Raw genomic sequence first — 12,478 nt, 5'->3', positions numbered from 1 at the left:
CAATAAGGCCGAGGGTTTAACACCATCGCGCCGCGAATGTTTCTTTTGTCGTAAACTTTTTGCAGCTCGTCCAGCTATTCTGACAAACTACGTCTTGCATTCTATCTATAATCAGAACCATCGAGAACGAAACACGAAATCAAATTAATCGAATGGGGTGCCTTGAGCATGATGGAGAAGTGGAATGTCATTCAAATTCCGGGAATGAAAGCAGGCAAAGGAGGTGCTGCGGCTCGGGAGGAGCTGTCAGTACGCCTGAAGCACTGGCTGGGTTCCCGCAAGGCTGTCCAGGCGGTAGCTTCGCGCAAATGGGTACTGCTGCTTACCTTTATGGGATTTCTGCTGGGTAAAGCAATGATTCTGAATGAACTATCTCCTTTTGCTATTGCATACTTTGCAGTGATTGCTTTTATGCGCAGGGATTACATCATTCCAGTGGGTGCGGCGCTGCTGGCCGGCAGTCTGTTCGCTCCGTTTCCGGTATCACTCATTGTCGCTTCCGAGATGGCAATCTTCTATCTGCTGTTCCGGGGATTGCAATCTCACGATCGTGCTGAATTATCTTATGCACCAACGATGGTATTTACGACAACTTTTATGGTAAAGCTGTTCGCCGTGGTGATTGGTCCTTCGTTCAGCTGGTATGCGATGCTGATGCTGACGATGGATTCGGTGCTAAGCTTTGTATTGACCCTTGTGTTCATTCAGGCCATTCCGATTTTTACGTATCGCAAAAAGAAATTCAGCCTAAAGAACGAGGAGATCCTGTGCCTGATCATTCTGCTGGCCTCGGTCATGACCGGAGCGGTGGGCTGGTCCATTCAGTCGCTTTCGGTGGAGCATATGCTCTCCCGATATCTCATTCTAGTTTTTGCGCTGGTGGGCGGAGCCCCCCTGGGTGCATCGGTTGGAGTGATCACAGGATTAATTCTCAGTCTGGCCGATATGTCGGCCGTATATCAGATGAGTCTGCTTGCTTTTGCCGGTATGCTGGCAGGCATGCTTAGAGAGGGAAAACGTGCTGCGGTTGCACTAGGCATGCTGCTGGGTTCATCTATTCTATCCATCTATTTGAGTGGTCCGGGTGATGTGATGAATTCATTATGGGAAACGTGTGCGGCAATTGTGTTGTTTATGCTTACGCCAAAGAGTATGCTTGCTGCCATATCCAAATATGTACCGGGTACGCAGGATCATACCAAGTCCCAGCATGAATATGCGAAACGCATTCGGGATATTACAGCGGAGCGAGTAACTCGCTTTTCCCAAGTGTTCCGTCAATTATCCCGCAGCTTCGATCAGATGTCCGGTACAGGGGAACCGGTACACAAAGAAGGCGGCATGGAACATTTCATGAATGCAGTTGCTGAAGGAACCTGTGCAAGCTGCTTCAAGCGTGCGCAATGCTGGGACGCCAAATTTATTCAAACCTACAGCTATATGACGGATGTGATGAGTTCCATTGAAGCGAACCCGGAGATGTCCGGCAAGCAAATCCCGGTCGAATGGAACAGGGTATGTGCCAAGCCGGAGGAAGTGCTTGAAGTGATGCGTGCCCAATATGGCCTGCATCAGCACAACATGCAATGGAAACGTCAGATTATTGATAGTCGTCAATTGGTTGCCGAACAATTATCCGGCGTATCCCAGGTGATGGAGGACCTGGCCAAAGAAATTCAACGCGAGAGTGAGGAGATGGTGCAGCAGGAGGAACAGATTCGGGATGCGCTGGAGTCCCTTGGATTATCCATTCATTCTATTGAAATTATTAATCTGGAAGCAGGCAATGTAGAGATCGAGATTGTACACGCATATACAAGGGGGTTTGATGAATGCCGCAAAATGATCGCTCCGCTGATCTCTAACGTGCTGGACGAGCATATTGCTGTGCTGCATGAAACGATGACTGACCCACGACAGGGACTGGCAACCGTGACCTTTGGCTCGGCAAAAACGTTCGAGGTCACAACAGGTGTGGCTGCTGCGGCCAAGGGTGGCGATGTGATGTCAGGGGACAGCTTCAGTACGGTCGAGCTGGGCAATGGCACGTTTGCTGTCGCACTCAGTGACGGGATGGGGAACGGAGAGCGGGCTCGCATGGAAAGCAGTGCTGCACTGAACATTCTGGAGCAGCTGCTTCAATCAGGCATGGATGAGAAGCTGGCGATCAAATCCGTCAATTCGGTGCTGATGCTGCGTTCTCCGGAAGAGATGTACGCTACAGTCGATATGGCACTCATTGATGAGTACACAGCAGAGACAACGTTTATGAAAATTGGCTCTACACCGAGCTTTATCAAACGTGGACAGGAGGTTATTCAGGTTTCGGCAAGCAATCTGCCGATAGGCATTATTAAAGATATAGAGGTGGATCTTGTTACGCTGCAGCTGCAGCCTGGTGATATTTTGATCATGATGACAGATGGAATCTATGATGCGCCAGGATATGCAGTGAACAAAGAGCTGTGGATGAAACGTCTCATTCAGGAGATTGATACCGATGAGCCACAAGAACTTGCAGATTGTCTGCTCGAAAGTGTGATTCGGTATCAGAAGCAGGAAATTTTAGATGATATGACCGTTGTAGTTGGCAAAGTTGAACATTTCCGCCCGGAATGGGCTACCCTGCGAGTGCCTGGCATCAGCCGTATGGAGCGCCCACGCACTGTAAGTTAGTTAACCTGACGTATAGATCGTGTCCATAGGCAGCTATCTCAATCCGGATCAATCGTTTGAACTCTCTTCAATCTGGCAATGCTAGTCATAGAGTTGAAGAGTACGAATGACGGAGGGATGTCGGATGAAACAAATTTTGTTGATTACAGACGGTTGTTCCAATGTGGGTGTAAGTCCGGTAATTGCAGCAGCTGAGGCACGGGAGGAGGGCATTACCGTTAATGTTGTAGGTGTTATTGACTACGGCACCATTGGAGAGCTGGGAAGTCGGGAGATAGAGGACATTGCCAGAGCAGGAGGGGGAATCAGCCAAATTGTAGGCACAAGACAATTAGCACATACGATGCAGATGATGACAAGAAAAACGGTGGTTCAAACAATTCAGCAAGCGGTTAATAGAGAGTTAACTCAAATTTTGGGGGAAGGTTCCAAAACGGTCACTGATCTCGAGCCTGCACAGCGTTCACAGGTTGTAGAAGTGATGGACAATATGGCAGAGACTACAGCCCTGCAGGTTTCCCTGCTCATTGATGTCAGTGCAAGCATGAAGCCAAAGCTGGCAGCAGTAGAGGAAGGCATACGGGATTTGATGTTAAGCTTGCAGGCACGGGTAGGCAAAAGCCGGCTTTCTGTTTTTCATTTTCCAGGCCGCCACAGCGGAGAGCATGCGGTTATGGACATCGACTGGACCGATGATCCGGGGCGTGTTCGTTCCTTGTTTGGACGCCTGCAGACAAAGGGGGCGACACCGACAGGTCCTGCAATTCAGAAGGTGATTGATTTTTACCGATATGGTACACTGGAGGAACAGCAGGAAATAGAAGGGAACTATCGCATTGAAAGAGAAGGGATGCTCGGTGACAACGTTGTCTGATGCCTCTTTCCCGCCGGGAACCGTTATTACGGGAAAATGGAATCGAAGCCGATATACCATTCGGAAGCTGCTGGGCAGAGGTGCTAACGGGGTTGTGTTTCTTGTCCAGCGGGGAGAGAACGGCAAGCACTATGCACTCAAAATGGGATTTGATCCGGTCGATTTGCAGTCTGAGATCAATGTGCTCAAATCATTTCAGTTGCAGCGTAATCATGAAGCCCTTCGGCAGAGCGGCATACCTTCCTATCTTAAAGATGTGGACGATTATGCCGTTCGAGGCCGGGATATTCCCTTTTATGTAATGCGTTACGTTCAGGGAGAGGCGCTGCATCATTTTATTCGGCGTCAGGGAACAGACTGGACACTCCTGGTTGGGTTAAGGCTGTTACAGAAGCTTGGTCAGTTACATCAAGCCGGCTGGGTGTTTGGCGATCTCAAACCTCAGAATGTACTCGTCTCTGATTATGGACATGTTGAGCTCATTGATTATGGCGGTGTTACTTCGATTGGTCGAAGTGTCAAACAGTTCACGGAATGGTACGATCGAGGGTACTGGAATGCAGGTAGCCGAACTGCGGATGCTTCATATGATGTGTTTGCTTTTGCACTGCTACTGATTCATATTATGGAAGCAGACGCGTTGAAAGCTTTGGCTGCAGATGGACTGCCGCAATTGCGAAATGTTAATCAACTCGTGCGGCTGGTTGAACGAAGTGAGCGTTTAGGCCCTTTCCGGAACTGGATTATTCGAGCGCTCCGGGGTCAATTTCAGGATGCAGGCGTTGCTGCAAAGGCATGGAAGGAATTGATGGAACGCCCTGCACCTATGCGCAGACGCTCGAGAAATGGCACACCGCGCTGGCTGAAAAATGCCTTTGCTTTATCAGTCATTTTACTTATCGGGGTACTCATCTATGCACTGCGCTTCTAGACGGTAAGGGTGCATATACATAACGCAAGGAATGAGGAAAAGGTATGGAGGCTTTACGCTGGGACACACTGGTGAATAACGTACTGGATGCAGCGGAAGAGCATCAGTTATGGGTACCCGGGGATCGGATTGTCGTCGCTGTATCGGGCGGGCCGGACTCGGTGGCTTTTTTGCATATCATGTACGAGATCAGCAAGCAGCATGTACCGCTTGAACTGATCTGTGCCCATGTACATCATGGCTTTCGCAAAGAATCAGATGAAGAAGCACATCAGATGATGGAGCTGGCGAGTCAGCTTGGCATTGCATTTGAATGGATCAAGGCAGATATACCTTCCTATATGAAGCAGACAGGGCAAGGACCACAGGAGGCAGCCCGTAATCGGCGTTATGCTTTTTTACATGAGGTAGCTGATAAATACGGTGCTGCAAGCATTGCTTTGGCACATCATGCCGACGATCAGGCCGAGACGGTTATGCTTCATTTGTTGCGGGGGAGCGGCCTTTCAGGGCTGGCAGGAATGAAATTCAAACGGCGTGAAAAAAATGTGGAACTTATTCGTCCATGCCTTCGTATAAACAAGACGGACCTTGTAGAAGCTTGTAATACACAGGGTTTTACTTACTTTCATGATGAGAGCAATGATCAACGCAAATATCGGCGTAATGCGATTCGTTTGGATGTGCTGCCTTTTTTGGGGCAATATAATGGACAACTCACGCCGTCACTGAATCGACTTGCCGAAATTGTGGGTGAAGAAGACGATTTCATGGAGCAGAGTGCTCTTGACACATACAGGTGTCTAGTGCAGGTGAACGGTGGAAGGCAGACCTTTGAGGCGCCTTCCTTCTTGAAGTTACATGTCGCTTTACAACGAAGGTTGATTAAACTAATATTGAATTATCTGCCTTTGGACAGTGATTTTGTCGACTTTACCCGTATTGAAACTATTCGGCGCAAGGTTATGGATACCGATGTGACGACCTGGAGCCTGGATATAGGACAGACACTCGTTTGTACGCGGGAGTATGATCTCATCTCTTTTGGCATACGGACAGACGTACAGGATCGATCTTACGAGTATCGTCTTGCACAATGGAGCGGAACTTATGAGCTTTCACTCACCGAGATTAACCGATACATTCGGTTTATGACGATGAGTCCCGAGAACTATCATGTACCGGAATCGGCGGATCAAGCCGCTTTTGATGCGGACAGTCTGCTGATGCCGCTGGTTGTACGTTCACGGTTACCTGGAGATACCATGAAAGTACTGGGATTAAACGGAAGCAAAAAGGTGAAAAATATTTTCATCGATGAGAAAATTCCCCCATCTGTCAGACCATGTATTCCTGTGGTATGTGATGGAGCAGGCAACATCATTTGGTTACCGGGAGTTCGCCGGTCCGATGTAGCCCCTGTCAGGGAGAGCACTTCCGCAATCCTGTACATGACTGTAGGCGATTCAGCGATTCAGGGGTAGTGGTTATGGTTCAGGTAAGGCTTTCATAGTATAACTTAGGAGGTTCGCACAGTTGCAGAACGACATTCAGGAAGTATTGATCAGTGAAGAAGAAATTCAGAGTAAGGTGAAAGAGTTAGGTGCAACACTAAGTGCCGATTATGCTAACCGGAATCCTTTGGTCATTTGCGTGCTCAAAGGTGCGTTTATATTTATGGCTGATTTGGTTAAGAACATAACGGTACCGGTTGAGATGGATTTTATGGCTGTGTCCAGCTATGGTGCATCTACCAAGTCATCCGGTGTTGTCAAAATTATCAAGGATCTGGATGTATCTGTTGAAGGACGTGAAGTTCTGATTGTCGAAGATATTATCGACAGTGGACTCACACTTAGCTATTTGATTGAACTGCTGGAGAACCGCGGTGCCGAGACGGTGCGTGTGGTCACGCTGTTTGATAAGCCATCGGGTCGCAAAGTGGAATTGGAAGCCCATTACACAGGGTTTGACATTCCAGATGCGTTCATCGTTGGATATGGTCTAGATTATGCCGAGCAGTATCGGAACCTGCCTTATATCGGGATTCTGAAACCAGAAATTTATACTAGCTAATATCGTGCTAGGGCCCAAGCCCGAAGCTGTATATGGCTTCTATTGAGAAGCCGTGTCGGGCTATGTTAAAATAATTAAAGTGTCTCGAGAGGAGGTAGGGGATGAATCGGTTCATCCGGAATTCTGCTTTTTATTTGATTCTTTTTTTGGTTGTGGTGGGGATCGTTCAGTTCGTCAGCAATGGCGGTGAAGCCACCGATAATCCTAGATATGATCAGCTGCGTGCAGCGATCAAAGCCAACAATGTCTCCGAAGTGACGGTTCAGTTTAACGGTCAGACGTATCTCGTAACTGGTCGATACAAACAAACGCCTGACGGAGCCAAATCAGAAAATTTCTCAACGTATATTCCTCCTACGGATGAGGCAATCAACGAGCTTGTAGCTGCAAGCGAAACAAACAAATTTGAATATCACCAGGAACCAATGAAAGGTGACAGCATCTGGTTAACACTGCTGACCTCCTTTATTCCTTTGATCATTATGTTCCTGCTGTTCTTCTTCCTGTTTAATCAGGCACAAGGCGGCGGCGGTAAAGTAATGAACTTTGGCAAAAGCCGTGCTCGACTCTATAACGAAGAGAAAAAGCGGGTTACATTTGAAGATGTGGCAGGTGCTGATGAAGAGAAACAGGAGCTTGTTGAAGTCGTAGACTTCCTCAAGGACCCTCGTAAATTCGCAGCAGTTGGTGCACGGATTCCAAAGGGCGTATTGCTCGTAGGTCCTCCGGGTACAGGTAAAACATTGCTCGCACGTGCCGTAGCCGGTGAAGCGGGTGTACCATTCTTCAGTATTTCCGGTTCCGACTTCGTTGAAATGTTTGTCGGTGTCGGTGCATCACGTGTACGTGACTTGTTTGAAAATGCAAAGAAAAACGCCCCATGTATTATCTTCATTGACGAGATTGATGCGGTAGGACGTCAGCGTGGTGCTGGTCTTGGCGGCGGTCACGATGAACGTGAACAAACCCTCAACCAGTTGCTCGTTGAGATGGACGGATTTGGAGCAAACGAAGGTATTATCATCGTTGCTGCTACGAACCGTGCAGATATTCTGGACCCTGCGTTATTGCGTCCAGGTCGTTTTGACCGTCAGATTACAGTGGATCGTCCTGATGTTAAAGGCCGTGAAGCTGTTCTGAAAGTACATTCCCGCAACAAACCACTCACGAAAGATGTGAGACTGGATATTATTGCGAAGCGTACGACTGGTTTCTCCGGTGCAGACCTGGAGAACTTGCTGAATGAAGCGGCACTGCTTGCAGCCCGTCGTAACAGAAGAGATATCTCGATGCGTGAAGTGGATGAAGCGATTGACCGCGTCATTGTAGGTACGGAGAAGAAAAGCCGTGTTATCAGTGACCGTGAGAAACGCATTGTCGCTTATCATGAAGCAGGCCATACCATTGTAGGATACTTCCTGGAACATGCTGATATGGTACATAAAGTGACCATCATTCCGCGCGGACGTGCGGGTGGATATGTAATCATGTTGCCAAAAGAAGATCGTATGCTCGTTACCAAACAAGAGCTGCTGGATAAAGTAACCGGACTCCTTGGGGGCCGCGTTGCAGAGGAATTGTTTATCGGGGAGATCGGTACCGGTGCATACAGTGACTTCCAGCAAGCGACAGGTATCGTGCGCAGCATGGTTATGGAATACGGTATGAGTGAGAAATTGGGTCCAATGCAATTCGGAAGTTCACAAGGGCAGGTATTCCTTGGACGGGATATCGGTCATGAACAGAATTACTCGGATTCCATCGCATATGAGATCGACCAAGAGATGCAGCGCTTTATTAATGAATGTTATGAGAAGTGTAAAGCTTTGCTGATCAAACATACCAAAGAGATGCATCTGATTGCTGAAACATTGCTTGAGGTTGAAACACTGGAAATGGATCAGATCAAACAATTGATCGAAACAGGTTCCCTTACACCAAAAGCAGAAGGCGACAACTCAGGAGAAGGCACGCCAAGTGAAGGTGGCGAACCAATCATTGATAACATCGGTGATGTTCGTGTCCGTATTCAAGGCAAAGATGAAACATCTGAGCCGCTGGCTGGAGATATTCCTAACGAAGCTCCAGACGTAGATAAGGGCAGCAATGATCCGAATGATGGCGGCACCAAGCCAACATCTTAACATGTCATATAATCGGCAATTAGTCGGAATAAGAAAGAGAGCCCTCGGGGCTCTCTTTTTTGTAACAATTATTCCTTGGAAGTAGAAACGGATAATCGAGAGCTAGATGGCGAACCGGATAGAATGAGTGGGATATGAGGGGATATCCTGCCCTTTTTCATTTATTGACAGAGTCGTGAACGTTGTGTACATTAGTTGTTAAACCGCTTGTGATTCGTTTCTCAAGCAAACATAACGACTTAGGTTAACCCTATGAAACAGCGCTTGGCGCTGTCCCGATAAGGAGAGGATCACAGGTGGAAGCTCTGGCTTTAGAGCGCAAGGCTGAGATGAATCGTGAGCTGCGTGAGCGGCTGATGGAACTCAAGAAGGAACGTAATGCCATTATTCTCGCTCATTACTATCAACGTGACGAAGTACAGGAAGTCGCGGATTTCCGTGGAGACTCATTCCTGCTGGCGCAGAAGGCTGCACAGACGGATGCAGATGTGATCGTGTTCTGTGGTGTTCATTTTATGGGTGAAAGCGCTAAAATTCTGGCTCCAAACAAAACGGTTCTGATTCCAGATGAACGTGCCGGTTGTCCGATGGCTGATATGGTGAACGTAGACGGATTGCGCAAGCTGAAGGCACAGCATCCGAATGCGAAAGTAGTCACATACATTAACTCCTCGGCTGAGATCAAAGCAGAAACGGATATTTGCTGTACATCAGCGAATGCAGTTCGGGTTATCCAGTCCGTAGATTCTGATGAAATTATTTGGGTACCTGATAAAAATCTTGGACATTATGTGCAGCAGCACACAGACAAAAAGATGATTATCTGGGAAGGGTACTGCAATACACATGATATGTTGACGGTCAAAGATGTGGTGGAGATGAAAGCCAAATACCCTGATGCCGAATTCGTGGTGCACCCGGAATGTCGTCCTGAAGTTGTGGAGATGGGAGATTTTGTAGGCAGCACAACGGCCATTCTTGAATATTGCAAAAAGTCAGCAACAAAGGAATTTATCGTAGGTACTGAAGATGGAACGGGGTACCAGCTTCGTCTCGACAGTCCGGATAAACAGTTCCACTTCGCGACGAAGTTCCTTGTATGTCCGAATATGAAGGTCAACAATCTGAAGAAGCTGGTTAAATGTCTGGAAACGATGAAACCACAGATCTATGTTCCACCGGCTGTTGCTGATAAAGCCAGAGAATCACTAGAGCGCATGTTACTGGTGAAGTAACATGCGTTACTCTTGCTCCGAGACAGGTGAATGAGATGAAACCGCAGATACCGCAATATATACATGATTTTGATCTCTCTGCGCTGCCTATGGTGGAGACCGATGTGCTCGTGATCGGTTCAGGCATTGCCGGACTGTTCACGGCGATTAAGGCTAGTGAACAGCATCGCGTGCTGATGATTACGAAGAAGTCTTTACTTGAGAGTAATACCCGATATGCGCAGGGAGGCATTGCGGCTGTTATTGCTGAAGATGATTCGCCTGCGTACCACCTGCAGGATACCCTTGTTGCCGGAGCGGGTTTATGCCGCTCCGAAGCAGTAGAAGTATTGGTGAATGAAGGGCCAGAAGGCGTCAGGGAACTGATCCGTCTGGGGACATTGTTTGACCTGGAGAACGGCGAGCTGGCGTTGACGCAGGAAGGTGCGCATAGCCACCGCCGTATTTTGCATGCTAATGGAGACGCGACAGGATATGAGATTGTTCGTGCACTTGCCGTTGAGGTACATGAACATCCGGTAATTGATGTATGGGATGAGCATTTTGTCATCGACTTGATTACGGATCAGGGCGAATGTATCGGTGCTTTGGTTTTGAAGGAAGACGGCTCAAAAGTATTTGTCAGAGCCAAAGCTACGGTGCTGTGCTCTGGCGGGGCTGGACAGCTCTACCGTTATACAACCAATCCTGATGTTGCAACCGCTGATGGAGTCGCTATGGCATATCGTGCAGGTGCCGTTGTGCGTGATATGGAATTTATTCAGTTCCACCCTACCTCTTTGTGTTATCCCGGTGCTCCGCGCTTTCTGGTATCCGAGGCAGTACGCGGGGAAGGCGCATATCTGCGCAACGTAAAAGGGGAGCGTTTTATGGAAAAATATCATACCCAGCTGGAGCTTGCGCCACGCGATATCGTAGCGAGAGCAATTGTCAGCGAGATAGAACTAACGAACAGTACGTTTGTTTACCTTGATATTACACATGAGTCGCCGGAGATGGTAAAGCATCGTTTCCCTACGATCTATGAAACCTGTATGAGATATGGTCTTGATATGACAACAGACTGGATACCGGTAGCACCTGCAGCACATTACATGATGGGCGGGGTCAAAACCGATCTGAGCGGCGAAAGCAGCATACCCCGATTATTTGCCTGCGGCGAAGTGTCATCTACAGGTGTACATGGAGCGAATCGCCTGGCAAGCAACTCCTTGTCTGAAGCGATTGTATTTGGCCGCAGAATTGTGGAGCGTATCGAATCGCTGCCGTCGCTTGCACCGTCGCTTGGCAGAGATGTGAAATCTCGGAGCATGGATAATAGCAGTGCTGAACAGAAGCAGCAATCCAAACCGATATCAGAAAAACGGCTGAGCCTGCAGAAGATGATGGTTCGTAAAGTCGGTCTGAGAAGAAACGGCAAAAATCTGCAGCAGGCCCTGGATAATTTGCAGCAGGAGCTTCCGTTTTTGAATCAAAGCCTCAATTACAGAGAAGAGCTGGAATATGCAAACCTTCTTACCTGTGCATGGCTGGTGACTAGCGGAGCGCTTCATCGTGAGGAGAGTCGCGGGGCGCATTATCGTGAGGATTACCCGGCCAGAGACGATGCGATGTGGCAGAAGCATAGTCTGCAGCAGCGAGAACAAGCGATTGTGGAGGAATGGATGTCATGATATTGAATGGATACAATCAACAATTGATCGAGACAATTAAAGGCTGGCTGCACGAGGATGTAGGTGCAGGAGATGTCACCACCAGTGTGACCATCCCCACAGGCAGTGAATCCAAAGCTGTCATTCATGCCAAGGATCAAGGAATCATTGCAGGCATGCCTATTGCTGAGCTTGTATTTCAAGTCGTTGATCCGGCACTTCGTTTTACCGCAAAAGTGAGTGACGGTGATGCTGTCCATCCGGGTACGATACTGGCTGAAGTTGAGGGCAGCACACACTCCCTCCTGACTGGAGAACGGCTCGCGCTGAACCTGCTACAGCGGATGTCGGGTATTGCTACGCGTACACGTTCATACGTGGATGCACTCGAGGGTCTGAAGACGAGACTGGTCGATACACGCAAAACAACACCAGGTCATCGCCTGCTGGAAAAGTATGCTGTACGTGTTGGCGGTGGCGCTAATCATCGATTCGGGTTATACGATGCCGTTATGATCAAGGATAATCATATCAAAGGTGCAGGCGGAATTACTGAAGCGGTGCAGCGTGCGCGTGCTGTCATTCCGCATACGATGACGATTGAAGTAGAGACGGAAAATCTGGCCCAGGTACAGGAGGCCTTGCATGCCGCGGCAGATATCATTATGCTGGACAACATGCAGCCTGATCGGATGCGGGAGGCGGTTGCACTGATTCGTGAACAGGCTCCGCATGTGAAAGTGGAGGCTTCTGGTAACGTTTCTCTGCAAACTATTCGTGGAATTGCGGAAACGGGTGTGGATGTAATTTCAGTTGGCAGGTTAACCTATTCTTTTGAGAGCCTGGATATCAGCCTGGATTTAAACGAAAAGAAAGAGGGGTGAACCTCT

At 48.4% G+C, this 12,478-nt stretch carries 9 protein-coding genes; all 9 read left to right on the top strand.

All coding sequences use genetic code 11. The annotated features are described in order from the left end of the window. Positions 1-168 precede the first annotated feature (168 nt). Positions 169-2,676, top strand: coding sequence for a stage II sporulation protein E (gene spoIIE / locus HNR77_RS24620; RefSeq protein ID WP_184190150.1), 2,508 nt, complete (start codon positions 169-171; stop codon positions 2,674-2,676). Between the two features lie 124 nt (positions 2,677-2,800). Continuing rightward, the gene (locus HNR77_RS24615; protein ID WP_184190148.1) at positions 2,801-3,550 is read left to right on the top strand and encodes a VWA domain-containing protein; all 750 of its coding nucleotides are present in this window, start codon (positions 2,801-2,803) and stop codon (positions 3,548-3,550) included. Beyond that, positions 3,534-4,481, top strand: coding sequence for a serine/threonine protein kinase (locus HNR77_RS24610; protein ID WP_184190146.1), 948 nt, complete (start codon positions 3,534-3,536; stop codon positions 4,479-4,481). The genes HNR77_RS24615 and HNR77_RS24610 overlap by 17 nt, the downstream gene beginning before the upstream one ends. A 44-nt stretch (positions 4,482-4,525) precedes the next feature. Then, positions 4,526-5,965: a tRNA lysidine(34) synthetase TilS gene (tilS, locus tag HNR77_RS24605; protein WP_184190144.1), complete on the top strand. Its 1,440-nt coding sequence runs from the start codon at positions 4,526-4,528 to the stop codon at positions 5,963-5,965. Between the two features lie 52 nt (positions 5,966-6,017). Continuing rightward, positions 6,018-6,557 (top strand): hypoxanthine phosphoribosyltransferase, encoded by a 540-nt coding sequence (hpt, locus tag HNR77_RS24600; protein ID WP_090924626.1) that lies wholly within the window; start codon positions 6,018-6,020, stop codon positions 6,555-6,557. Positions 6,558-6,658: 101 nt separating this feature from the next. Further along, positions 6,659-8,701 carry an ATP-dependent zinc metalloprotease FtsH gene (gene ftsH, locus HNR77_RS24595; RefSeq protein ID WP_111273266.1) on the top strand — a complete coding sequence of 681 codons (2,043 nt, stop codon included), beginning with the start codon at positions 6,659-6,661 and terminating at the stop codon, positions 8,699-8,701. Between the two features lie 296 nt (positions 8,702-8,997). After that, on the top strand, positions 8,998-9,936 hold the full coding sequence (gene nadA / locus HNR77_RS24590) for a quinolinate synthase NadA (protein WP_184190142.1): 939 nt from the start codon (positions 8,998-9,000) through the stop codon (positions 9,934-9,936). A 35-nt stretch (positions 9,937-9,971) separates the two neighbouring features. Then, entirely contained in the window at positions 9,972-11,609 is a 1,638-nt protein-coding gene (gene nadB / locus HNR77_RS24585; protein ID WP_184190140.1) for an L-aspartate oxidase, read from the top strand. After that, on the top strand, positions 11,606-12,472 hold the full coding sequence (nadC, locus tag HNR77_RS24580) for a carboxylating nicotinate-nucleotide diphosphorylase (RefSeq protein ID WP_184190138.1): 867 nt from the start codon (positions 11,606-11,608) through the stop codon (positions 12,470-12,472). Before nadB ends, nadC begins: the two co-directional genes overlap by 4 nt. Positions 12,473-12,478 lie beyond the last annotated feature (6 nt).

Source organism: Paenibacillus sp. JGP012, assembly GCF_014203995.1.
Lineage (GTDB): Bacteria > Bacillota > Bacilli > Paenibacillales > Paenibacillaceae > Paenibacillus > Paenibacillus silvae.
Note: the sequence above shows the minus strand (reverse complement) of the source record. Positions and strands in the feature narration are given on the sequence as shown.